General features: G+C 33.7%; 22 protein-coding genes and 2 rRNA genes. 11 read left to right on the top strand and 13 right to left on the bottom strand.

Annotation, left to right across the window (positions count from 1 at the left end; translation table 4 throughout):
* The first annotated feature begins 16 nt into the window (after window positions 1–16).
* From ruvA to rrf, 8 genes are all read left to right on the top strand, one after another.
* Window positions 17–634 (top strand): Holliday junction branch migration protein RuvA, encoded by a 618-nt coding sequence (ruvA, locus tag DNK47_RS00610; protein ID WP_112664999.1) that lies wholly within the window; start codon window positions 17–19, stop codon window positions 632–634.
* On the top strand, window positions 598–1608 hold the full coding sequence (ruvB, locus tag DNK47_RS00605) for a Holliday junction branch migration DNA helicase RuvB (RefSeq protein ID WP_112664998.1): 1011 nt from the start codon (window positions 598–600) through the stop codon (window positions 1606–1608). The genes ruvA and ruvB overlap by 37 nt, the downstream gene beginning before the upstream one ends.
* Before the next feature lie 73 nt (window positions 1609–1681).
* Window positions 1682–2407 carry a hypothetical protein gene (locus DNK47_RS00600; protein ID WP_112664997.1) on the top strand — a complete coding sequence of 242 codons (726 nt, stop codon included), beginning with the start codon at window positions 1682–1684 and terminating at the stop codon, window positions 2405–2407.
* A gap of 390 nt (window positions 2408–2797) precedes the next feature.
* A complete protein-coding gene (locus DNK47_RS00595; protein WP_112664996.1) occupies window positions 2798–3139 on the top strand; it encodes a hypothetical protein in 342 nt (113 codons plus the stop codon).
* Between the two features lie 484 nt (window positions 3140–3623).
* The gene (locus DNK47_RS00590; protein ID WP_146737503.1) at window positions 3624–3845 is read left to right on the top strand and encodes a hypothetical protein; all 222 of its coding nucleotides are present in this window, start codon (window positions 3624–3626) and stop codon (window positions 3843–3845) included.
* Window positions 3846–3852: 7 nt separating this feature from the next.
* Window positions 3853–5058: a hypothetical protein gene (locus DNK47_RS00585; RefSeq protein ID WP_112664994.1), complete on the top strand. Its 1206-nt coding sequence runs from the start codon at window positions 3853–3855 to the stop codon at window positions 5056–5058.
* Window positions 5059–5229: 171 nt separating this feature from the next.
* Window positions 5230–8167: ribosomal RNA gene (locus DNK47_RS00580) — 23S ribosomal RNA — on the top strand.
* 60 nt (window positions 8168–8227) lie between these two features.
* Window positions 8228–8337, top strand: a 5S ribosomal RNA gene (gene rrf, locus DNK47_RS00575).
* A 25-nt stretch (window positions 8338–8362) separates the two neighbouring features.
* On the opposite strand, the gene DNK47_RS00570 is transcribed toward rrf, so the two are convergent.
* The 5 genes from DNK47_RS00570 to tmk all read right to left on the bottom strand — a co-directional run bounded on the left by DNK47_RS00570 (window position 8363) and on the right by tmk (window position 14784).
* The gene (locus DNK47_RS00570) at window positions 8363–9739 is read right to left on the bottom strand and encodes a M17 family metallopeptidase (RefSeq protein ID WP_258393877.1); all 1377 of its coding nucleotides are present in this window, start codon (window positions 9737–9739) and stop codon (window positions 8363–8365) included.
* 119 nt (window positions 9740–9858) lie between these two features.
* On the bottom strand, window positions 9859–10965 hold the full coding sequence (locus DNK47_RS00565; protein WP_112664992.1) for a hypothetical protein: 1107 nt from the start codon (window positions 10963–10965) through the stop codon (window positions 9859–9861).
* Window positions 10966–12219 (bottom strand): aminoacyl--tRNA ligase-related protein, encoded by a 1254-nt coding sequence (locus DNK47_RS00560; RefSeq protein ID WP_112664991.1) that lies wholly within the window; start codon window positions 12217–12219, stop codon window positions 10966–10968.
* On the bottom strand, window positions 12207–14117 hold the full coding sequence (locus DNK47_RS00555) for a M3 family metallopeptidase (protein ID WP_258393876.1): 1911 nt from the start codon (window positions 14115–14117) through the stop codon (window positions 12207–12209). The genes DNK47_RS00560 and DNK47_RS00555 overlap by 13 nt, the downstream gene beginning before the upstream one ends.
* Window positions 14110–14784, bottom strand: coding sequence for a dTMP kinase (gene tmk, locus DNK47_RS00550; protein ID WP_112664990.1), 675 nt, complete (start codon window positions 14782–14784; stop codon window positions 14110–14112). Before tmk ends, DNK47_RS00555 begins: the two co-directional genes overlap by 8 nt.
* Before the next feature lie 49 nt (window positions 14785–14833).
* On the opposite strand from tmk, the gene DNK47_RS00545 reads away from it, so the two are divergent.
* The 3 genes from DNK47_RS00545 to DNK47_RS00535 are packed head-to-tail and all read left to right on the top strand — an operon-like array spanning window position 14834 to window position 18339.
* Window positions 14834–15814, top strand: coding sequence for an ATPase domain-containing protein (locus DNK47_RS00545; protein ID WP_112664989.1), 981 nt, complete (start codon window positions 14834–14836; stop codon window positions 15812–15814).
* Window positions 15796–17337: a methionine--tRNA ligase gene (locus tag DNK47_RS00540; protein WP_309250882.1), complete on the top strand. Its 1542-nt coding sequence runs from the start codon at window positions 15796–15798 to the stop codon at window positions 17335–17337. The genes DNK47_RS00545 and DNK47_RS00540 overlap by 19 nt, the downstream gene beginning before the upstream one ends.
* An 18-nt stretch (window positions 17338–17355) precedes the next feature.
* Window positions 17356–18339 carry a hypothetical protein gene (locus tag DNK47_RS00535; protein ID WP_112664987.1) on the top strand — a complete coding sequence of 328 codons (984 nt, stop codon included), beginning with the start codon at window positions 17356–17358 and terminating at the stop codon, window positions 18337–18339.
* Here the strand turns inward: DNK47_RS00535 and hprK are convergent.
* The 8 genes from hprK to DNK47_RS00495 form a co-directional block, all read right to left on the bottom strand.
* Window positions 18325–19287 (bottom strand): HPr(Ser) kinase/phosphatase, encoded by a 963-nt coding sequence (gene hprK, locus DNK47_RS00530; RefSeq protein ID WP_112664986.1) that lies wholly within the window; start codon window positions 19285–19287, stop codon window positions 18325–18327. The genes DNK47_RS00535 and hprK overlap by 15 nt on opposite strands.
* Window positions 19288–19344: 57 nt before the next feature.
* Window positions 19345–20583, bottom strand: a complete 1239-nt coding sequence (locus DNK47_RS00525; RefSeq protein WP_112664985.1) for a phosphoglycerate kinase — start codon at window positions 20581–20583, stop codon at window positions 19345–19347.
* A 40-nt stretch (window positions 20584–20623) separates the two neighbouring features.
* Window positions 20624–21637 (bottom strand): type I glyceraldehyde-3-phosphate dehydrogenase, encoded by a 1014-nt coding sequence (gap, locus tag DNK47_RS00520; protein WP_112664984.1) that lies wholly within the window; start codon window positions 21635–21637, stop codon window positions 20624–20626.
* 7 nt (window positions 21638–21644) lie between these two features.
* Window positions 21645–22697, bottom strand: a complete 1053-nt coding sequence (locus DNK47_RS00515; RefSeq protein ID WP_181454131.1) for an aminotransferase class V-fold PLP-dependent enzyme — start codon at window positions 22695–22697, stop codon at window positions 21645–21647.
* Window positions 22687–22977, bottom strand: a complete 291-nt coding sequence (locus DNK47_RS03625; RefSeq protein WP_080568606.1) for an SsrA-binding protein — start codon at window positions 22975–22977, stop codon at window positions 22687–22689. Before DNK47_RS03625 ends, DNK47_RS00515 begins: the two co-directional genes overlap by 11 nt.
* 118 nt (window positions 22978–23095) lie before the next feature.
* Window positions 23096–24982: an RNB domain-containing ribonuclease gene (locus DNK47_RS00505; protein ID WP_112664982.1), complete on the bottom strand. Its 1887-nt coding sequence runs from the start codon at window positions 24980–24982 to the stop codon at window positions 23096–23098.
* 13 nt (window positions 24983–24995) lie between these two features.
* Entirely contained in the window at window positions 24996–25223 is a 228-nt protein-coding gene (locus tag DNK47_RS00500; protein WP_110555165.1) for a preprotein translocase subunit SecG, read from the bottom strand.
* Window positions 25223–25438, bottom strand: a complete 216-nt coding sequence (locus DNK47_RS00495; protein WP_112664981.1) for a hypothetical protein — start codon at window positions 25436–25438, stop codon at window positions 25223–25225. Before DNK47_RS00495 ends, DNK47_RS00500 begins: the two co-directional genes overlap by 1 nt.
* Window positions 25439–25449: the final 11 nt, after the last annotated feature.

Genomic DNA, 25449 nt, shown 5'->3' with positions numbered 1-25449 from the left:
TAATTAAGGAAATGAGATGTACTATCTTAGAGGTAGGATAGTTGAATTACAAAAGGACTATATCATTGTTGAGGCTCAGAGTAAGGGATATAAAGTTCATTTTTTAAATTCTTCATCTCTTAAACAGGGAGAAGAGCAATTAATCTATATCTTTCAGGAATCTAGGTTAGAACCTACAGGACAATTAACTACTCAATTATTTGGTTTCTTAACTAGACAGGATTACGAGATCTTTAGATTTCTATTGTCAATTAAAGGAATTGGTTCTAAGACAGCTCAGAAAATCTTGACTAATAACTGGCACAGCATTCTAACTCTGGCAGAGCAAGAAGATGGAATCCAACTTGCCTCTCTCAAAGGATTCAATTTAAAACTTGCTAATCTATTTATTGCCACTTTAAGAAATTCCAAATCTATTAAACAAAGTCTTTTAAGTCTGCCAATGATTGACTCATCTTCAAATGGAATTTGAGATGAAAACCAAATTATTTCATCACTAACTGAAATTGGGTACAAGTGAAAAGATATTCGAAAAACCTTGGAGATAGTGAAACTGAGAAAAAATGAATTTGTTGATTTGAACTCCATTATTAGTGAATGTGTCAAAACTATCTCACAAGTCAATTGTCTTTAGATAAGGTGATTGATTCTGAAACTCTTAAGGCGCGTCCTAGCTTTCTAAATGAATTTGTTGGAAAATCTGAGATTGTTAGAAGTCTTCAAGTAGGAATTACAGTTTCTAAGAAGCTAAATAAACCTTTAGAACATATATTGTTTTATGGTCCTCCGGGGGTTGGTAAAACTTCTTTGGCCCAAATCATTGCCAATGAATTAAAGGTAAATATCAAGATTATTCCTGCCACTAATATTCAAACACTTCCTGATTTAATTGGTGTTCTAAATACCCTGAAAGACTTTGATGTTTTATTTATTGATGAAATTCACAGCTTGAAATTGGAATATTCTGAAATGCTGTATTCAGCTCTGGAGGATAATGTTTTAGATTTATTGGTTGGAAAAAATTACAACTCCAAGGCTATAAGAATTAAGTTACCTCAATTTACTCTAATTGCCGCGACTACTAATTTGGGGGCTGTCCCGAAAGCTCTAGAAGAAAGATTTGGTTATATCTTCTTTATTGATTGTTACGAAGATTGAGAAATTGTTAATTTAATTAGGTCTCTCTTAAACCAATGGGAGTTAGAACTAACTGACAAAGAAATAAATATTATTGCCAATAATTCTAGGGGGATTCCAAGAAATGTCAAAAGAATATTAAGAAGAGTTATTGATTACAAAACAATCAATAGTGATTGTGAGATTCAAGACATTATCAAAGAATGCGGTTTTCTATTTCAAGGCTTAACAGAAGTTGATCTCAAATATTTAGTTTTTTTAAGTGAAGCTGATAGACAAACGGCTGGAATCAAAACCATTGTTCAAGGAACTAATACAGATGAATTAACAATTATTAAGAAAATAGAACCTTACTTAGTCTTTAGAGGTTATATAAATAAAGGATTAAAGGGAAGAGTCCTAACTTTAGAAGGTCAAAAAATCATTAAAGAATTTCAAACATTTATGCGGAAGAAAGATACAAAAACTTAATTTAACTTAAAAGGGAAACTTCTGTATTTTTCTTAACTAACTTAACTAAAACAAAAATAAATTTATATTGAGAATGTCTTTTTCGGACTCAAATAACTCCGAAGAGTGTCACAATTATTTCTTTTTGTATTGAGAAAAGTTAATTTATGACTTGTGAGAACAATCTCGCACTAGTGATTCCAACATAAAAGCAGATGATTTGGTTGATGATATTTGCAAGACATGATCATTGAAAAAATGAGAAACACATCAACAACAAAGGGTGGAGGTGGAATACAAAGCTTTTTTGAATATTAGTAAGCAAGAGGACACAAAATTAGAGCGACCAATTAAACAATTTTTTGAAAATGATGATATTTTAGCTGTCAATTTATCATCCATTGAAAAATGAATTGATATTTTCAAATATTTACCCCTCAAGCCTAATATTTTCACTAAAAAATTTGATTATCTTCTGTATCGAAAAACTTCAATTCAAGACCCAATTATTAGAAAAGAATTAGCCATGTTATTTAGTGAAAATTCTGAAATAATTTCTATTTGACTTAATGGAATATTGGCAAGAAAAAAAGACTACATATTCAATGCCAAGACTAGAGTTGAAACTTTAACAACATTGCTTTTGGCTGAAAATGGAATCACCTGAGAGCGAAGTAGATGGGGTGAAAATGAAGATATTTTTTGCTTACCTAGTTGAGGGCATAAAAATATAGATTCACAAAAAATTATTTTTTCATGCGTACGAACTAATCTAAGTATGACGGCTGGGGGGGGCAAGAAAAGAGAGAGAAACTGTTAGAGCAATTAGCTCAGCTTAAAACTAAGTATCTTTATCTAATCACGCTGGATCGAAAAATATCAAATGAATTTTTAGATAAATGTAAAGAAAAGGGGATTCTATTAGTAACTACAAAATCTATTAAAGATATTTGCTATTCATCTAATGAAGATGTAATAACTTTTGAAGATTTTTTAAATATTTGTAAAGAAAATCACGATTATTGAAAAGATTACAAATATACAAAAGATGAAAAATGATCTTTTAAGTACTGGCTACAAAAAAGCATTCGTAACTTCTCTGATTTCCCCTTTTTAAAGAAATGTTTTCAAAAACAACTTGAAAAATTAAATGAAAGTGAATACAAATCTCTTTCAGAAATTATTAACGGAGACTGACAATAAATAACTTTTGGAGAAGTTCAAAGAGTTCATAGAAAATTGGCACAAAAATAATGGTCTCGAAGAGTCCCAGCTAGTCTATGGATTATTTATGAAGTTATTGCAAGAAAGTTACAACAATCAAAGTTTCTTAGAAATTGCCAGTGAATTTATTGAAGAGCTAAGAAAGAAATTTGATCACGAATGGAGAAAAAAATGATGAGATTCTTTTCAAGATTCCTGTATTGCTTATTTATTTGAAAAAATGCCTATAGAAAGTGAAGAAGTGAAAGAAAAAATTGGAGATAGATTTAAACCGCTTCCTCAAGAAGGCGCAAAAAATATTCTGTTAGAGCTAGCCAAATGATACTAGTCGAGTAAATAGAAGCTATTCTGGCGAGGAACTAAGGGTTTTTTTAGAGCTTTTCAAAGCACACATTATCTTATATCAAGATTTCTTAGGGTGACTTAATCGCAAATAAACTAACTATAAATGAACCATATTAATATATGCATTTCAATTATTTGGAGAAATACAAAAATTCACTGTAACTAGACATTTATTTAAAAATGTTGACAATGATAAAGGGGGGGATTATCTTCTTTCTCCTAGTCACGCCCATTATCTAATAAATCCAAAAGAAACAATATTCATACTTGTAAGAACTAGAATTGGGGGAGGCGCTTGACAAGAAATTAAAAAGAGTTAAACAAGTACCAATTGAAAGCAAGCAAAATCCATTTATTCACTTTTGACATTAATCTGTATTCTCATTTATTTTGAGAATTTGAGCAGGTAAATATTCAGGTAATAACCCTTAAATCTATCAAAAAAACAATATGCCGACAATGAAGATGTGATAACTTTGGAAGAATTGCTGAGCCTATGTAAAGCTAAGAAACATAATTTCTGAAAAGATTACCGATTGTCGCCGAAAGAGAAGCGGGAAGTTCAGAGATTATTTCGCAAAAAAGTAAGCAATTTTGAAGATTTTGAGCTTTTAAAAAATTGATATCAAGAACAAGTAGAGGAATTAAAGGGTTACAAATCAATGAGCGAAATTATTAACGCACAATAAAGCTTTTATGGAATTAAAACCTGAGAGTCTTTCCAAATTTAAAGAGTTTATGAGGAATTGGCACACTGAAAACGGCCTCGAAAAAACCAGCTTGTTATGTGACTTATTTACGAAATTAAGGCAAGAACATTGCCAAAGCCAAAGTGTATTGGCGGAAGCTAGTAATTTGGTTGATCTAGTGTGAGAGAAACTAGATGATATTTGAAGAAAAAAATGTTACCTTAATTTCCAAAATGCTTGCATTAATTATTTATTAGAAGAAGCAAGCATTACTAGTGACAAAGTAAAAGAAGAAATTACTAGATATTTCCAAAGACCTGATCCTAAAAACTATGGAAATATTTATTTAAAGTTAATGAAAGAAACCTGATGAGTTAACAATACTACCCTTAAAGACGAATTAATTAGTTTCCTATCACTTTTTGCAAAACATGTTAGCACATTTCAATTTAGTCTAGAAAAACTTAATTACAAATACAACCGGTGAAAACAGATTATTCTGCTTTATATTTTCTTGCTAATTGGAGCTTCTGAGAAATTTCTAATTAATCGCCATACTTTTAAAGATTCTTTCTTAATCTTTGCAGAAAATAACTATCTAAGTGTTCCCAGCAATTTTCATCAAAAAATTAATCCCAAAGAGACAATTTTCATACTCGCAAAAACTCAATTGAACGAAGAAAAAAACCTATTTAATTGAACAAAAATTCAGGAAAAAATAAACCAATTACAAACTCGACCTGAAAAAATATTCCTATTTACACTAGATTCAAAATTGAATCCTAGTTTACTTCTTGAATTCCAAAATAACAATGTACAACTTGTAACAACTAAATCAATAATAGAAAAGCACTACATCAATAACGAAGAGATAATACCTTTAGAAGATTTATTGAAGTTATGCAAAGAAAAACAAAATTACTGAGACAACTATAAATTTTCTAAAGAAGAAAAGCATGAACTCGCAAGATTACTAAGAAGAAAGTTAAAGATGTATTCTAGATTACCAATTTTGAAAGATTTTTACCAACAACAATTAGATCAATTAGACAAAGCTGAATTAGAAACAATGGCAGAAGATATTAATAAAAAAACAAGTGAAAAAATAAAGGGAAGGGAAGAAGAAAAAAGCCAAGAAATACAAGACAAAATAATAGAACAATTAGAGGAAATATGCAAAGAACTCAAAAATATAAAAAATAAAAATTCTTAAAATCTCTACTTGAGTGTTTCTAGCAAGCAGAGATTTTCTCTCTTTGCTTGAGACTGATTATGTGCACTTGTCTTAACAAATAAATTAAGATGTGCTAGATATTTGACAATTTCTAGGAACAAACAAAAGACCGAGTAAATAAACAGAAGTAAAAGAAAACAAAAGATTCTTAGTTAAATTACTAAGGGCTAGTAACGGATTCCTTGGAAATGATAGGCGATGAAGGACGTGCTAATCTGCGATAAGTGTCGGGTAGTCGATAAGAGACCTTGATCCGGCAATCTCCGAATGTAGAAATACAGTAGAAACTAATCTTTCTACTATTATCACCTGAATCCATAGGGTGATAAGGCAAACTTGGCGAAGTGAAACATCTCAGTAGCCAAAGGAAAAGAAAACGAAGTGATTCCCTAAGTAGTGGTGAGCGGAAGGGGAACAGGCCAAACCAGCACAATAGAATTGAGCTGGGGTTGTAGGACCTTGCAATGCATCTCCGACTATAGTAGAAATTTATTGGAATGTAGTGCCATAGAGGGTGAAAGCCCCGTATGCGAAATATGAAGAGAGCTGAAGGTATCCTGAGTAGGGCGGGACATGTGAACCCTGTTTGAATCTGCCCGGACCATCGGGTAAGCCTAAATACTAATCATTTACCGATAGCGAACAAGTACTGTGAAGGAAAGGTGAAAAGAACCCAGATATGGGAGTGAAATAGAACATGAAATTACTAGCCTACAAAGTGTCAGAGCGCGTTTAAAGCGTAATGGCGTGCGTTTTGAAGTATGAGCCGGAGAGTTATTGCAAGTTGCAAAGTTAAGCTGTAGAACAGTGGAGCTGGAGCGAAAGCGAGTCTTAATAGGGCGTTTTAGTAGGTTGCAATAGACCCGAAAGGGGACGAGCTAGCCATGAGCAGGTTGAAATTTGAATAACATCAGATGAAGGACTGAACCGACTGTCGTTGAAATGATAGCGGATGACTTGTGGCTAGAGGTGAAATTCCAATCGAGTTCCCTGATAGCTGGTTTTTGTCGATATAGTTTTAGGACTAGCGTCAAGTAAATTTACAGCTGGAGGTAAAGCACTGAATCTATAAGGGCGGTTCGCGCTGTACCAAATAGAATCAAACTCTGAATTCCAGCTGTCTTACCTTGGCAGTGAGACTATTTGGGATAAGCTTTATAGTCGTGAGGGAAAGAGCCCAGACCAACAAATAAGGTCCCTAAATTAAGCTAAGTGGAAAAGGAAGTCAAAATTCATAAACAACTAGGATGTTGGCTTAGAAGCAGCCATCATTTAAAGAGTGCGTAACAGCTCACTAGTCTAGTTTTTTGGCGCCGCAAGTACAACGGGGCTAAGCTTAATACCGAATTTTTGGATGAGACATAGAATGTCAAACATGGTAGACAAATGTTGTATAGGGATTGAAGCTTGAGCGAGAGCACAGGTGGACTCTATACAAGTAAGAATTCCGGCGTGAGTAACGAATGAAAGTGAGAATCTTTTTAGCCGATTGATCAAGGTTTCTGGGGCTAGGTTCGTCCTCCTCAGGTAAGTCGATCCTAAGGTGAGGCCGAAAGGCGTAGCTGATGGGCAATGGGTTAATATTCCCATACTACCTTGATGTTCTGATGGGTTGACAGAACAGGTTAAACTGGGAGGGTTACTGGATTCCCTTTTAAGATTTCGAGCATGCTGGGGATGAAAATCACCCCAGCGCAAGTGTGAGAATCGAATACGATCTCGGCCGGCAACGGTCGGGAGAGCCAGACTTAATCACATTCTCCAGAAAAGGCTCTAAGAACTAAACATCAGGGTACTCGTACCGATAACGAACACACGTGATCAAGGAGAATATCCTAAGGCTAGCGAGCTAACTACAGTTAAGGAACTCTGCAAAATAACTCTGTAACTTCGGGAGAAAGAGTGCCCGCATAGAATGTGGGTCACAGTAAAGAATGAGGGCGGACTGTTTAACAAAAACACAGCTATATGCGAAATTCAAACATGAAGTATATGTGGCGACACCTGCCCGGTGCCAGAAGGTCAAAGAAGGAGGTCAGGCTAGCTTGCTAGCTGAAGCTTTTAACTTAAGCCCTGGTGAACGGCGGCCGTAACTATAACGGTCCTAAGGTAGCGAAATTCCTTGTCAGGTAAATTCTGTCCCGCTTGAATGGTGTAACCAGCTCTTAACTGTCTCGACTGTAGGCTCGGTGAAATCCTGGTGAGAGTGAAGACACTCTCTTGCCGCTATGGGACGGAAAGACCCTATGAAGCTTTACTGTAACTTGATATTGTGAAGATTTGTTGTTATTAGAGAATATGTGGGAGGCGAGGAAGATGGCGCGCTAGCGCTGTTGGAGCCGGCAGTGGAATACCACAATTTCAATAAGTTTTCACTTACATATCACCGTGTATCCGGTGTGTGGACAGTGTTAGGTGGGCAGTTTGACTGGGGCGGTTGCCTCCTAAAAAGTAACGGAGGCGCGCAAAGGTACACTTAGTACGCATGGAAATCGTACAGTAAGGGTAATACTATATGTGTGCTTGATTGTGAGACAGACAAGTCGACCAAGTAAGAAATTAGGCTATAGTGATCCGGTGGTTCTGAATGGAAGGGCCATCGCTCAACGGATAAAAGCTACTCTAGGGATAACAGGGTAATAATCTCCAAGAGTTCATATCGACGAGATTGTTTGCTACCTCGATGTCGACTCATCTTATCCTGGGGGTGAAGCAGCTCCCAAGGGTTCGGCTGTTCGCCGATTAAAAAGATACGTGAGTTGGGTTCAAACCGTCGTGAGACAGGTTGGTCCCTATCTGTAGTGGCTGTAGGAAAGTTGAGGGGATTCATTCCTAGTACGAGAGGACCGGAATGAACACACCGCTGTTGTATCAGTTGTCACGCCAGTGGCATTGCTGAATAGATAAGTGTGGATTAGATAAACGCTGAAAGCATCTAAGTGTGAAACTAGCCTCAAAAAACTTTCCCGTCCGGCGTTAGAAGTGCCGGCATAAACATGGTAGAAGACTACTACCTTGATAGGCTACAAGTGTAAGTGCAGTAATGCATTAAGCTAAGTGGTACTAATTATGTGAAAGATTTAAGGAGAATCTTTTGTTAGAAACTTTATTTCTGACTAAGTCTTTTGACTCCTAGAATTGTTATTTGCGCAGTCAGGATACTATGGTGGAAATACTTATCCCCATCCCGAACATAACAGTCAAGCACTATAGGCTCGGTTAGGCTTCTAGAAGAATGCCTCTCCGAGTTGACTGCGCTACTTTATTGAACTAACTTTGGAATTTACTTAACTAGATTTCCTTCTCCTTTTAGATAGAAATAAATAGTTTTAAAGAGAGGGGCTAGAGCTGTATTTGAATGATTATTTGTACTAGAAACATTAGCTATGTCTAGGTGGATGAACTCTTTATTATCTCTGAATTCAGCTAAGAATGTAGCTGCTCGAGAGGCTCCTCCGGCACCAGTAGTTGCAGAGTTCTTTAGTTCAGCTATACTGCTTTTCAATTTTTCGAGATAGTACTTATCCAAAGGTAGTCTTCAAACATATTCGCCTGTATATTCTGCAAGGGCATTGAATTTCTTTCAATTCTCTTCAGAGCTAGATCAAGCCCCTGCATATTTTTTTCCTAGTGCATAGCCCACTGCTCCTGTAAGAGTTGCGACTGTCATTATCTCAGAAACTTCTAGATCTTTGGAGGCATAGGAAATTGCCTCTGCAAGAAGCAATCTTCCTTCTGCATCAGTATTTGAGATTTCAATAAATTTCCCTCCGTAAGACTGAATCACACTATCTACCTTAATAGAATCTGAACCTATTAAATTTTCTGAGATAGGCAACACTGCTATCACCTCATTTTCATCAGAGAATTTATTTTTAGCTAGTGCAAAAAAGATAGCTGCAACCAATCCAGCTCCAGTCATATCAAACTTCATTCCAGTCATATTACCTCCTGTTTTGATACTCAATCCACCGGTATCAAAACAAATTCCCTTTCCGATAATAGCTATTTTCTTTCTAGGCTTATCTGTATGTTTTTCTCTATTCTCTCTTAAAGTAACTAGGTAGGAATTTCTCTTATTCTGACCAACTGCACAAGTTAACTTAAATCCTTTAGCATTTAACTCTTCTCAATTAAGAACTTCATATTCAACTTCTAATTCTTTAGAACTTGCAATGATCTCAGCAACAAATTTCTCTGCATCTAATATATTGGGAGGTAATTCAGTTCAGTCTTTTATTTGATTCTCTCCGCTTAATATATTGGTAATTTCTTCAGATAGATTTTTTAGTCCAACTAGTTGAATTTGTCTCCCTGCTTTCTTGGATTTAGGTTTTTTTGGTTTATGAAGATATTTCTTAGGCTCTCTAAGAATTGAATCTATTATGCCTCTAAGATTTAGCTCAAGCTCAAATTCATCAAAACTTGGTAATGTGGCTTCTACAAATGAGTTGTAGTCTATATCTCAAGAATAAGCGGATTCTAAACAGCTTTTAAGCGCAGGGATAAATTCTTTAGTATTAACTCTCTTAGTATCAATAAAAAACTTTGCTTCTGCTTGTTCGTAATCTATCTTGTAGTCTAAATGTCTTATTGCAGGGTCTACAATTTTGGAAGCTGTTAATTTAAAAACTCTTGTGTCTTTTTTAGGTTGTATCACTAAATAAAAAGCCTACTCTAATTAAATTTAAATCCAACTTCCCTTAAATAGGGGAGTTAAATTAAATTTTTTGAGAAATTTTATCCCAAAATAGCCAATATAAAGCTCTCTATAGACAATTACTTAGTTTCTAAGCTATTCATAGTAACCAAATTAGATAATTGTTCTGTTCACAAAAACAAAGTTATTAGTTTCTTTTTTTGTATTCCCATAATCTTTCTTTGTAAGGTCTCTCAAGCATTTGATTTTTCATTCATTAGCTTTGATTTAAGCAATCCATCAATTAGATCCAATTCAAAATAGTTATTTGTATTGTTCAGTAACTCTGCTTTCTTGATCTTTCTAGAGATTCAATCTAACTTAAGTGCTCTTTCTCTCCAAAGATAATCGTGCTCTCTTCATCAATCTATCCACACTTGACTATCTTTAGAAAGATATAACACTGAACTATCAGGAGAGTCCTTGGTGATTCTATTTTCGAACTCAGAAACAGATAACCAAAAAAATGAATTAGAAGCTAATTGAATATCAGGAATAGATCAAGAAGAATAAATTAGATTATTGCTTACTTCTTGTTCATTAATTCCTAATATTTCACTCATAATTTGAGCTTTTGTGTGTTTCCTAGAGAATAAGTAAATGGCAGGATCAACTACTTGATAATCAATCTGTACTTGTAACTCCAGTAACTTAATTAAGAAGTTATGTATCTTTTTTATTCTTAATTCAGATTTCTTCTCTGTAAACAACATCTTCAAGCTGTAAACAGAATTGTTCTCTATTACCTCTTGAATTTGGCTCAATTTTTTTAATCTAACGAGCCCAGAATATATTTTTTGCTCTTCTGAATTCAAATAATCGAACCCAAATATAAAAGATTGATTGGCCCCAAGAATTACAAAGATTAAGTTATTGAAGAAGCTAAATCTAACTATTAACTCTAATAGCTCTTGGTCTAAAAAGCTTTCTTTCTCCTTCTTATTAGTTATTAAGTTGTAAACGCAAGTGCCTGAGTTAGAGATTAAGTATCCAATATTTAACTCTTTCTCTTTTAAAAAGTTACTGGCTAACTGTAATGAGGTATTGGTAAACAGAAATAAGTTACCATAAATTCCTAACTCCTTAAGAAGACTAAATAACTTAGTTAGTTCTTCTTCAGAATAGTCTTTCTTAATTTGGAGAAAATCCAGCTCAAAAGCTATTATCTTTTCTTGCTCAATGATCACCTAAAGATTCCCTTCAGCATTTAATTCTTTTAGATGATCAATAAATTCTGAGAACTTAAAAGTCTTGGGTTCCTTTTCTCCTAATTGTCTGACTTGTAAAACATCTAGAGATTGAGATTCTTTCTCTCCCACTAATATTTGGAAAGGGATTTTGGACTTACTAGAGAGTAACACTTTTTTAGTGAATCTTTCTTTTCCAAGATCTGGGCATGCTCTAAAACCTTTTTGAGAAAGTCTATAAGCTAATTCTTGGGCAACTCCCCCAAACTTCTCAGGATCTATAGGAATAATTGAAATTTGGGTTGGACAAAGTCAAAAGGGGAATCTCCCTTGATATCTCTCAATTAGATAAGCAATAAATCTCTCTAGAGTTCCAATAAGTCCTAGATGAATAACCCAAGGATTTAAAGAATCTAGTTCAAAGCCCAATCTTTTAGTCATAAAACAATCTAATTGCAAAGTTGAGATGGTATAGGTTTGATTCTGTTTATCTACTGCATTGAAGTCAATTTTGGGACCATAGAAAGCTGCATCCCCCTCTTTCTTTACCAATAAACCAGCAAGATTATTCTTCTCTGCTCAACCACTTGTTGAGTTGAATAAGATGCTCTCTACTTCTTCTCATTCTTCCTCTCCAGAAATGTATTTATTCTTAGAAGCTTTTGTGGCCAATACTATCTCTTTTAGCTCAATCTGAAACTTTCTCAAGAGCCTTCAAATTCAAGACAGTACTCTGGGAATTAACTCTGGGGCTTGCTCAGGCAACAAGAAGATATGGGTATCTATTAATTCCATAGCCCTAACTCTTTTTAAACCTAATAATCCTCCTGAATACTCATCTCTATGTAATAAAGAGTTTTCTCCCATAAAGTAAGGTAGCTGAGACTTACTGATAATTATTTCTTTGGCCAAGAGAATATGGTGAGGGCAAGTCATTGGTCTCAGTATTAATTCCTCCTCTCCCTTCTTGATCTCAGCAAAAATATTCTCTGAGTAAAGTGGCAAATGCCCCGTTTTCAGAAATAACTCTTTCTTCGCTAAAACAGGTGTCTTAACTAGTTGAATTCCACAAACCTCTCTTTGAAATCTATTGATGTAATTTCTAATTAACTCTTTGAGTCTGTAACCTTGTGGCCCTCAAGAGAGAAAGCCTGGGGCTGTATTAGAGAAAAATCAATTGTGTTCCGATCCGAAAGTTCGATGATCGAAACTTTCTTCTTTATCTTCCAGTTGAGTCTTTTCTAGCTCCTTCAATTTGACGGGGATTGAATCTTAACTTCATAAAGTTCTCGAGCTAATTTTGCATATTCTTTCAGTCAACCATTAAAGATTTGATTAATTCTTCTATATTCTCTTGCAGACATTAGATCAACAGAAAGAGAGTCTAGTGACTCTAAATTAGTCAAAGAGTTGCCTGCGGAGAGGAAACTAAAGTAATCAGAGAGAGCTTGTTCTCTTTCCTCTTCACTAGTTATTCTTTCTGCTAGCAATACAGAGGTCAACATCCCAACTGCATATTTATATACATATAGAATTCCGCTATAGAAGTGAGGAATGGAAAATATTCTGTATAGTGACTTTTGTCTTAATTCTGGGTTTTCTGTAGGAGTTGTTCCTCAGTAGCTCTTAACTATTTCGGCATATTCTTTAACAGACTCTTCTAGATCTCAGAACTCATTATTAGCTATTTTTTCACTGAATTTGTATTCTCACTCACTGTATCCTAGTTGTACTACAGAAGTACTTACAAAGGTATTTAACAAGTGATCAAGGATATAAAACTGTTTGAATTTATCTCCTTCCTTTCTATATTTAGCTAATAAGTGATATTGAACCAATATCTCATTTAATATGGAAGGAATTTCTGCTACAAAGATGGTAGGGTCAAAGTAATAGGTATCTTTCTTATCTATCTCAATATCATGTACAGCATGTCCCAGTTCATGTGCAAGAGTTAACAGATCATCAAAATAGCCATTGTAATTCAGTAAGACATATTTTCCCTTTAACCTATAAGCCCCTCCTGAGAAATAAGCACCGCTAATCTTATGTGGTGGGTTTGGCTTTCAGTCTATTCATTTACTACTGAACATTAGATTTAAAGAGTCTATGTATTCTTTTCCCAGAACTTGTAAAGCAGTCAAGACTACTTGTTTAGACTCTTCTATTTCAAAGGTAATTTGCTTTCCAGAAGGATCTTTAAGCTCTAGATAGCCATCTCATTCTTGGAAACTATCTATTCCTCAAACTTTCTCAATTACCTTTCTTCTAATATTTCTGAATTTTTGAATATCTGGTTGAAATTGTTTCATATTCCTGTATAGATTCAACAAAAACCTTTTAGGGATCTCATCCGCATACAAAGCACTTTCTACATATCCTGTCTTGAAGGAAATATTCTTAGCACCAATATTTCAAGCTAAAAATTGGTAATACAGTAATTTGTGTAAACTTTCCTTTTTTTGATCTAAGAACTCTACGTAGCTAGTAAACAGATTCTTTCTAAAGATCTCATCCTCTTTTTTCATATGAAGAATGTATTCTGCATAATTCCCCACAGTAAAGGTATTTCCTTCAGAGTCAGGAATATCTTTGAGTAAGAAATCTTTTTCTGACAAGATATTGAAGATCTCATAGTAGGCTGAAGCCAGAGGGGCTTTTGTCTCTTCATATTTGGCTACTAAAGATGGAAGTCTTCTAGATTGATATTTAAAGAGAACCTCATAGTATCTTCTTAAGTGAGCAAATTTTGGCTCTGAATAGAAAGAAAGAATGGTTTTTTTATTTTTGATGGCATAAGACTGAAAAGTTGAAAGAGCTTGACTGAATGGAATTGTCTTATGAATAAACTCTTGTTCTTTAATAAATCACTTGGGTTCAGTTAAATCTGTATTCTTGTGATTATGTAAGTAGGTCTGTATTCTGCTAGAGACAATATTTAACTCTCTAAATATTCTGTGAAACTCGACTAAATCATCTAGATTCTTAAAGAGATTGACAGAGTATCTTTCAAGAATAGAGGCTTGAAGTTTTTCTAACTCAATCATTCATTCATCTAAAGTCTTTCCTTCTAATACTTCTTCTAGATCTCACTTGAGAGGGGCATTGACAAGATTATTTGAATTAATGTTCATGTCTTTTAAGTTACTCATCTAAGCCTTTTTTAATATAAGAAATTACTGTTTGAGCTTTTTCTTCTCAACTAAGTGAGCTAGGTATTCATACAACTTCTTCGCCTGTATCCCTTAAATATTTAACAGCTCAATCATAAGCAGTTACTAGATCTTCATAGGAAAATGAATTCACTGAATCATATTCATTATGGGACTTGCCATTCTTTTTGGTCTTATAACTTAAGTGATTCTCTTTGGACACTTCCAAGACAAAGGTAACTAAGGGCTTAATTCCCTTAGAAATGTGTTTCATATTAGAGACAAGTCAATTAGTATCTACTTTCTTTAGGTAAGATTGATAAGCCAATGTAGAGAGAAAATATCTATCACAAAAGATAAGTGAATTCTCTTGTAATTTAGGAACAATAAAGCTGGAAAGATGATCTGCTCGCATAGCTAAGAAAAGATATGTTTCTGATTCGGAACTAAAAATACAATCCTGAGAGAATATTAAATCACTCAATCGAAAATACTTAATTTCTTGGTTAGGACCATAAGGTTCAGAGGTAAAATAAATCTTTTCTCCAAAATAATTCCTGATTAAACTATTTTCTGGCTCCTCTAGTTGTTTTTTTATCAGCTTCAATAAGGTTGTTTTTCCAGAATTATCTATTCCTTCAATAACTACAAAGAAGTGTTTTTTCATCCTTTTTTACTAATTTAGCTAATTAATAGATTGACAAAACTAATCAATAATGCTTTTCTCTAAATCCAAGAATTTAAATGAAAAACTTAATTCCTTAGGAGTCAGACTTTGAGATGAAGATAAGAGAGTTCAAACAAATCCAATAGATAATAACTTCGCAAAGATTCCTACTGGCTCTTATGCTTTGGATAGAGCCCTTGGTACTGGCGGATGACCTGGGGGAAAGATTATTGAAATTTTTGGAGCCGACTCTTCCGGTAAATCTACTTTAGCTTTACATGCAATTGCAGAGGCTCAAGCAGAAAACAAAACTTGTGTCTATATTGACCTAGAAAATACTCTAAATAAAGTTTGGGCAGAGAAGATTGGGGTGAAAACAGACCAACTATATATTTGTTATCCCTCAAATGGAGAAGAAACTTTCAAGGTAATCAACTCTCTGGTTCAAGGAAATGAAGCAGATCTAATTGTGGTTGACTCTGTGGCTGCAATAGTTCCTGGAATGGAACTGGAAAGTTCATTAGAGGATCAAAGTATGGGGCTACAAGCAAGATTAATGAGCAAAGGTTTGAGAATATTGCAATCCTACTTAATTAATTCCCAAACAACAGTTATCTTCATTAATCAAATTAGAGAGCAAATAAAACAATCTTTCTTCCCTTCAACTACAACTTCTGGAGGAAGAGCTCTTAAATATGCTGCAAGTATTCGAGTTGAAGTTAAAAGACTTGAGGCTATCAAACAACAAGACAAAACAATAGGTTTCCTAACGAAAATTACAATCATTAAGAATAAATTCAATAATCCCCTAATTCAGCTAAATCTAAGACTTTATTTCGATTCAGGATTCTGTAAAGCTTACGAACTAATTAATGAAGCTCTTGAAAGAAAACTTCTAGAAAAAAGAGGAACCTGATTCTATTACAAAGATAAAAATATAGCTCAAGGGCTATCAGCTTTAAAGAAAAAGCTTTTTAGCCCAGAATATAATGAACAACTTCAAGAACTTAAATCGAGTCTAGGGAATTAGATACTCAGGAGAGTGAGCTTTTGCTCACTACTCCCCTCTTTTATGCTTCAGGAGATCCGCACATTGGACATGCATACACTCTAATACTCGCCTCTTTAGCCAAAAGATATTACCAATTAATAGGTAAAAAAGTACATTTACTTACTGGAGTAGATGAACATGGAGAAAAAATCCTACTTAAATCTCAAGAGCAAAAATTAAACCCTCAGGATTTCGTAGATCAAGTTAGTCAAAAATTCAAAGAATTAGATCAAACTTTAGAACTATCTTCTGATTACTTCATCAGAACTTCTGCAGAAAATCACAAAGAATTTGTTAAGTCTTTCTTTAATGATTTATTGAAAAAAGGAAATATTTATCTTTCTCAATGATCTGGTTATCAATGTATTAGCTGTGAAACTAACTATTCCTCTAGATACTATGAAAAAAACAATCTTTGTGAACTAGGACATCAATTAATTATTAGGGCTGAAGAAAGTTATTTCCTAAAGGTAAAGGAGTTCAAAGATTGATTTTTAACTCACTATCAAGAGAATCAAATAATCTTTCCTGAACACTACAAGAGTAATCTAGAAACAGGAATAATTAATGAACTTGAAGATCTTTCAGTCTCTAGAAAAGATTTAGCTTGAGGAATTCAGATAGACAATAGTCCCTTTTGTGTTTATGTATGATTTGATGCTTTATTGGGTTATTTAAGTAATTCTGAGCTCCAAGAAAAATGAAAAGATGGAAAACTACAGATTATTCAAATTATTGGGAAAGAAATCTTTAAATTTCACTCTATTTATTTTCCATTGCTTTTAAAAGCTAAGAGCCTAGCTTTTCCTAATAAGTTGATTGTTCATGGATGGCTAATTAATCAAAAAAATAGAAAAATTTCTAAATCTGAAGCTAGTTTGATTGAAAAACCTTTACCCAAAATACTTCAAGAATTTGCTATTGAAACCCTTAGATGATATTGTGCCTATCTAAATTGAGGATCAGACCATGTTTTCTCAGAGGAACTCCTGAAGGAATATCACAATAAATATTTACTCAATTTATATGGAAATCTAATCAATAGATTGAAAGGCATACTTCTTAAAAACAATCTAACCACAAGTTATTTAGGGTGTTCTATGTATTTTCAAACTCCTGAATTAAATACAGAATTCCAGTTGGGCATTCAACTTCTCTCTGAGCTTGAATCCAAAATTGAAGCTTGTGAATTCTGATACATAGTCAGTCAAGTCATTAGCTTATTAGAAAATGTCAATTGTCTATTAGAAAAATTTGAGCCTTGGAAATTAGAAGCTAATTCTGTAAGGTACCAAGAACTAAATGTTTTGATTTATAGACAGCTTGTTCTGGCTTCTTATCTTTTCTATCCAATATTCAGTGAATCTAAGTGAGTAGAAATCAAACAATCTTTGAATATATCTGATAAAAACAACAAATTAGATATTGAATTCTTATCTTCTCTCTCTAATTTTCAAGGAATTTCCTTGCCTAAAGCTCAAAACCTGTTCGTTAAATACTAAGGTTTTGGTTGAAAGATAATGTCTTTATTCTCTAATGTCTTTAGCAAAATTAAAAAATCTACTACATTTGAATATGTTTCTCAATGATTCTCTTCAACTACTGATTGAGACCCAGAAAAATTAAAGAAAAATATCTCCAACTGCCTCATTAAATTAGATTTCCAGCTAGAAATAGCTGACTCAATTGCTGAAAGATTAATTCAAGAACTTAAGAAAGCTAAGGAATTAACAGAATCAATAGTTAAAGAGAAATTAATTGAGTTATTAATTAATCATTACTCTAGCTCTTTAGAGACACCCCCTCAAATAGAAATCAATAATTCTTCCCTACAAGGACTTAATTTCAAGCCCAATCAATGTAATGTTTTTTTCATTGCAGGCTCTAATGGGGTTGGAAAAACTAGTTTCATTGCTAAATTGGTTTACTTACTAAAAGTGAAATATCAATTAGTAAGTAATATTCTTTTGGTTGCGGGAGATACTTTTAGAGCTGGGGCAGTAGACCAGCTAGATATTCTTGCCAAACAACTGAAGGTAGATATTATGACTCCTAATTTGCCTGAAAAAGCAAGTGCATTAATCTACAGGGCCTTGAGAGACAATCACACAAAGTATGAATTAATTATTCTAGATAGCTCTGGAAGGCAATATAATAATCAAAACTTATTGTTAGAGCTCAAAAAACAATATTCAATTATCGAAAAGATAATGTCTAAACCTGCGGAGGAAAGTTTCTTAATTTTGGATTCAACTCTTGGAACATATTCTCAACAAGAATTATCAAAGCTATTAGAGGTTATTCCTATCTCTGCTTTTGTGCTTACAAAAATGGATAGTACTACTAGAGGAGGAGTAATCTATAACCTAAGACCTAAATATTCCATTCCAATCAAGTTCATTTGCTTTGGAGAAAAGGTGGAAGATATTGAACTATTTGAGATTAACTCAATAACTTCTCAGCTAATTAACTCTGTATTTAAAGATGACTTATCTCTTAGCTAATTTACTTTTGAGCTTTAGATTATCTTTAAGTATCTTGTCAAAAGCTTTTGCAGAGTTATAGCCTGATTTTTTCATTTTGTGATCATTGACGCAAGCCTGAATGAGTTCACTAATATTTCTTCCCACTTGAACAGGAATAATGTAGTGAGGTAACTTAACGTCCAATAGCTTTTTATATTTAATTTCTTCACCTCAATTTTCTAAGCTATCTATCCTATCAGACAGGTTATATTTCTTTAGCTCTACTATCAAGTGAATTTTGGTTTCATCAATAATCTTGGATCTTCCAATGGATTCCTTGATATTGATCACTCCAATTCCTCTCACCTGAATAAATTCACTAGATTGTGGGTTAGCTCTCGCAATAACTGCATTCCCTAGTCTAGTGATATTAATGGCATCATCTCCTAAGAATAAGTGATTCAAGCTCAATAAATCTAAAACTAGTTCTGTCTTTCCAATTCCAGGCTCTCCTATGATCAAAACTCCTTCTCCAAAAACACTAACAACAGAACCATGTATGGTTTCTCAAGTTGCTAAGCTTTTAGCTAATCAAGTTCCTACTGAGTTAAATATTTCTTTGGTTGAGTAATCCAGTTGAATAATTGCTGATTGATTATCATTAAATTCTTTATTCAATGAGTCTAAAAGTTGAATTTCAGTAAATCTACTACTTAAGAGAAATAGAGGGGGATTCTTAAGTATTATTGACTTAAGAACTTCAATTTGCCTTTCCTTCCCCATAGTCTCCAAAAATTGACATTCCATCTGGCCTCAAATGACTACAGATAAAAGCTCTTTTTCTAGGAAGATTCCATTTAATTCCATTCCTAAGCGACTTAAAGAAGAAAGTTGAATTAATCTTTGACAATTCTCTGGAGTTTTATTAATAAACTTGCCACCAAATCTTTTGTAGATAGAGAAAACGGGGATAGAACTCCTTTCCATAAAACTTTTATTCTTTAACTAGACAGCCCAAAGAGCTGTCAGTTAACTGAACTAAGTCTAAACTTTTTTGTCTTTAATGACTTCTATTCCAGGCACAGGTCCTTTTTCTAGGTAAGTCAAAGTAGCTCCTCCTCCAGTAGATACAAAGCTAAATTGATCTGTCATCTTCAGTTTTTCAGCGGCTGCAACTGAGTCTCCTCCTCCTATTAAGCTATAAACTCCTCTTTTTTGAGTTAACTCGGCTAGCTTTTTAAGAATTGAGAAAGTACCTCCTGAGTAATTATCAAACTCAAACACTCCCATAGGTCCATTTCACAAAACCACCTTAGCACTTTCAAGAATTTCAGAGAAATATTCAACTGTCTTAGGTCCAATATCTAAAGCCATTCCGATATTTCAGTCTTTAGATTCAGCATCTATAACTCTTCCAGGCTTATCTTCAAATTTGTCTGCCACTAAATGGTCTACAGGCAAAACTATTTTCTCTGGGTATTGTGAAAGTATCTCATTACATTGTTGGATATAATCATGTTCCACTAAAGAAAGTCCTACAGGCTTGCCTTGTGCTTTCAAAAAGGTATAAGACATTCCCCCTCCAATAATTAGCTTGTCTACCTTGCCAATAATTTCCTTAATTAGCTTTAGCTTGTCTGAAGCCTTGCTTCCTCCCAAAATCATCACCTTAGGTCCTTCTGTAGTTTCACAAGCATAGTCAAGAGCCTTTAACTCTTTTTCAACCAAGAAACCAACGGCATTGTCTTTTGCTCTTTCTGCAACCCCTACATTAGAAGCATGTGCTCTATGAGAAGTACCAAATGCATCATTAACAAATACATCTCCTAATTCAGCATAGAACTGAGCTAATACTGGAGAGTTCTTGCTTTCCCACTTAACAGCTTCTTTTGTAGAAGGATCAATGTCATAATATCTAGTGTTTTGCAGAATAACCAAATCAGCTCCTGTATCCTTAATCTTTTTCTTGATTACATCAAACTCTCTATCTTCAACAAATTCAACCTGTTTGCTAGAGAATATTTGCTTAAATTCTTCAGCAACTATCTTCAAGCTTTTCTTTCCAGAAATCATATCGTCATAGTCCTTAATTCTGTCAAAGTGACTTAATGCAACTACTTTACAACCATTTTCCATTAAATACTTAAGAGTCTCAATGGTTCCCAGTATTCTAGTTTTGTTTTTTATAACTCCATTTTCGATAGGAACATTTAGATCTAATCTAACAACTACTCTTTTATTCTTAAGGTCAAGATCTCTTAAAGTTTGCTTGTGAAATCTCACTTTTAAAAGTTAAAAAGAAACTGAAATAATTTTTAAAAAACTAAAGAGAGATATAGTAATGCAAGGTTCTAGATAGTTGGTTCACATAAGAGGACTCGTTGTCATATCAAGAATATAGTTTCACTTCACCTGTAGGCAACACCTTAGTTAGTTGAGAGTCAAAAATAGAACCATAAGTACTTCCAACAATGTCTGAAGAAACTATTGGATCGCTAATGTATTGCATAGTTTCATTCGCAGCTGATTCCAAAGATTGGTTAATTTCTTCAGCAGTAACTGGCTTTGCAAGTCTCACAGTTAAATCAACTAAAGAACCAGTTAATACAGGCACTCTGTGAGCAATTCCATCTAATTTGCCTTTTAGGTCTGGAATTACCTTTCCAATCGCAGCAGCGGCTCCGGTGGTCGTTGGAATAATGGAATTAGCTGCAGCTCTAGTTCTTCTTAGGTCTGCGTGTGGAGCGTCTTGAAGTCTTTGGTCAGAGGTAAATGCGTGAATAGTAGTCATAAACCCTGATTGAATTCCAAACTTTCTATGAAGTACCTTTACTACAGGAGCTAATGCATTTGTAGTACAGGAAGCTCCTGAGATTACATTGTCTGAAGTTGCAATTGAATTGTGGTTCACATTGAAAACTACTGTCTTAATGCTGTCATCCTTTGCTGGTGCAGAGATTAATACCTTGCCAGCTCCTGCATCAAGGTGACACTTAACAGCATCTCTAGTTAATAATCTACCTGAACATTCAACTACACAATCAACATCCATTTCTCCTCAGTGATAACTCTTTTCTTTAATGAAGTTGAAAACCTTAAAGCTCTTTTCTACGCCACTCTTAATGTTTTTTAGATAAATATTGTCTTGGTCGCTTCTAACTTCTCAGTCTACTAAAACTCCTTGTGAGCTATCGTACTTTAGAAGGTGTGCTAATACATTAGGTTCAACAATGTCATTTACTGCAACAACATTAATGCTTTGAGAATTTAATAGATTTCTATAAAGAAGTCTTCCTATTCTTCCAAATCCATTAATTGCTACTCTATAAACTTCCATAATTCAACTAATATTTTAAATCTCTTTTGATAGATTTCTCAAAATATCTCATTAACTCAAAGAGTTTTTCAAGCTCAGAAGTGTTATTTAAAGGTGATAATGAAAACCTAATAATAGCTTTACTAGCCAATAAAGAATTAGAAGAACAAAGATCATTGAATCTAAAGATAAATCTATGTTCCTCTAATAAATATGCAAAGTCATGTATTGAATGCATATTGGATTTCACTAGAAAAATCAGGGAATTAGGATAGTGTGTGTAACTAAAACCCAATCTTTCTGGGAAATGTTCAACTCAGTAGTCAATTAGCTCTTGAGTTTTTGTCTTACTATTTTTTAGGAGATTCAAGATATTTTCAAACTCTTGATTTCACACATATATAGATCTTCAGTCCAGCCCCAAAAGGCATTTTGAAACAAGATTTTTTATTTTTGGAGAAACTATACAACCCAAACCAAAGGGGCCAAAAATCTTGTGAGCAGAGAAATAGAAATAGTCAAAATAATCTTTAATTTCAGAGATATCATCGGTCAACATTGACTGAGTGAAATCACCAATAATCACTAATTCTGGATTGTTTTGGGAGAGAGTCTCAATTTCTTCTTGGCTTCAGTTGCGATTTCCTAAGTTATCTCTTAAGGTAATGAGTATTATTCCTTTCTCATTAGTCAAGCTATGAACAACTTTCTTATTTGACTGATAGTATTGGATCTTAATTAGGTCTTTATTTTTCTCCCTAAAGTTTCAAAGACTAGCTAGATTAGAGATGTGTTCACTTTCTGAGATATAAACCTTAAGTAGATATTGGTTTCAACTCTCAATTAATCTTTCAAATATTTCATTAATTGCATAGGTAGAAGAAGGAACTAAAGCTATTTGATCTAGGGCGACTCTTAATCAACTGGCTAATTTCTCAAGTAAAGATTTGAGATATTCTTCCTTATCTTTTATTCAACTAGTATCAGAGTAGCTTTGGAGTAGTCTATCAATAAAAGAAAGTAATTTAAAAGAAGTTGTGGCATTATCGAAGTAGATTAACTCCTTTGATTTAGTAATCAAGATCTAAGAACTTACTTTTATCCCTAGACCTTAGATATTTCTTATTCTTTTTCTCTTTTAAATAGTTCTTGTTGTATTTGCACAACTGAATCTCTAATTTAATTCTTCTATTTTTTAAGAAGAGAGAGGAAGGGAGTATGCTATATCCATTCTTTTTGGAAGATTCAATAATCTTTCTTATCTCTCTCTTTTGAAGTAGTAGTCTAATTGGTTCAGGACAAAATCCAACTAAGAATAGTTCAGTACCTATAGCTTTCACATAACTATTAGAAAAGGCCAATTCCCCTTTAAGTATGCCTCTAACAATAGGAGAAGTAAGACTTAATCCAGCAACATAACTATCAAAGGATTGATATTTATGGAGTCTTTTTTTGTTACTTTGTAGATGAATCTCCCCCTTACCTCTCTATAAATTCATCTCAAGAATACTCCATTTTCTTAAGTAGAATGAAATCACCTAATCTCTTGTTAGACTTACAGTTTTCTCTTCTAATAAATCCTTCGTAACAATTATCTATTCGGATATTGTAACCACATTCTGTTTTAGCTACTATTATTCCTTCAAACTCTTGATTAGGGTATTTAGTTAATAAGTATTGATACATTTTCCTAGAAGTGAATCTTCTTTCTGCAGTAACAGCTCTTTGTTCAAAAAGATTAGAGAAATAGACTAATTTATCTAAGATCTCAAGACTAGTTTCTTTCTCTCTCTCTGAATAGAGAGAAGGGGAAAGGAAATACATTCATAAAGCCTTATGAACTAATAAATCAGGGAGTCTTCTAATGGGAGAAGTGAAATGTAGGTAATTTTGACTATTAAGTCCAAAATGACCTATATTCATTAGGCTGTATTCTGCTTTTGGCAAAGTTAATAAGAAGTTATATTGAATTAGCTGAAAGTGTGGGCTTTGTTTAAAGACAGATAATAACCTATTTAACTTGTTAGTGGTTAAGTCAGGGGAATCAAGGAATATGGGGGCATTGCACTTAAAGGATTGCATATCATAAAGGAAATTATTTATTCTTGAGTGTTCTGGAGTCTTATGTACTCTATAGATTGTCTTAAGGTTATGTTTCTTAAATCACTCTCCTACTAAGTTATTGGCTAGAACCATATACTTCTCTATCACTTTCTCAAAACTTAAGAAGCTATGAGAGTCTTCATTGCTTCTAGAGTAGCCTGTAATTCTTTCTTGCTCATCTAGGTGATACTTTAACTTATCTTGAGAGATTCTTAAAGGCTCTTTGTCTCCTGTCTGCTCTTTCTCTACAAACTTTCTAGCAACTTCATAACTATGAAGAACAGATAATTTAAGTTGTTCATCTGAAAATAGATTTTGTTCTTGTCCTTTCATATACCTATTTAGTTGTTCATAGGTAAATCTTTTCTTGGAAGAGATAAAAGCTGGAAAGATCTTTAGAGTTGATTTCTTTATTTCAGCTCTTTCTGTGATCTCTATGGAAAGACAGATGGTGTTCTTTTTTTCTCCTTCTCTCAAGGAACAAAGATCCTCAGATAATATGGGAGGAAGCATAGTAATAACTCTATTGAGTAAGTAGATAGAAGTTCCTCTTTGATTAGCTTCTTCAGATATAAAAGGACAGTGTCTTAAGTAACCTCATACATCTGCAATAGCTACATAAAGCCTAAAGCCATTTTCAAGCTTTTCTGTGCAAATAGCATCATCAAAGTCTTTAGCTTTTTCTCCGTCTATAGTGAAGAAATACTTATCCTCTAAAGACTTATATAGTTCTGTATTAGTTAATACAGACTCTCTTTGTGATTTAAGTTGTCTTATTTCTTCCTGTAGTTCTTGGCCTAGAAACTTATTAGGGAGCTTTAGATCTAGTACTAAAGACTTGAAGTCTACTTCCGGCTCTCCTTTAGGTCCTAGTATCTCTAAAAGTTTTCCTTGTATTCTTTCAGGAGGAAAAGCTTTCAATTGAACAAGAATCTTATGTCCTATTTGAACTTTTGAAAAAACTCCAAATATTGCTCTCTTTCCAGACAGTTGAGGATCATCAAAAAAAACAATAATTCCCTGTCTTAATATCTCAAGAACTTCAACTACAAAGTTAACCTTGAATCTCTCAACTATCTTTATGATCTTTGGTTCAGTATCTCTAGAACCTTTTCTGAGATCTGGTAACTTAAATAAAACTAAATCATTATTTAGAGCTCCCTTAAGGTTCTCTTTGGAGATCTTTAGCTTGAATCGGGGAATAAACCCCGTTCCGCTAAATCTATTTACCTTTATTCTTTTGTAAAAATGATTGCGATTCAAGAAACATTAAAAGCTATCCTTTTAATTTTTTCAGATAACTAATACAAAGAATAAATAAAAGTAAGGTAAACAAAAACATTAGTAACTTAAGTATCTTGACTATTCCATAGTCTTTAGTCTTCTTAAATAGTTCTATGTCATAACCAGACAATACAGAGAAACCTCCTGTAGAACCTGAGGAAGAAAGAAGAAGACCTAAAACTAAAAGAAGAAATGCAAGACTATATATAACTGCAACCACTAAGGAATAGTTGTTCTTCTATAGTAACTTAATTGTCTGTGTTGAGCATTTACCATCTCCTTAGCTTTATGAATCTGTAATAGATCTTTGTTGTATTTTGCTTGGAGTTTTCCCCCAACATAATAAAAGGCTCCAGTAGTTAAACTAGCTAAAGCAACAAAAGCAGAGGCGAAGACCTTAATATATAGCGGAGCATCTAAAAATATCTTTTTCATTATTACCTAAC

This window comes from Mycoplasma wenyonii (assembly GCF_003265155.1).
GTDB classification, from domain to species: Bacteria; Bacillota_I; Bacilli_A; order Mycoplasmatales; family Mycoplasmoidaceae; genus Eperythrozoon_A; species Eperythrozoon_A wenyonii_C.
Note: the sequence above shows the minus strand (reverse complement) of the source record. Positions and strands in the feature narration are given on the sequence as shown.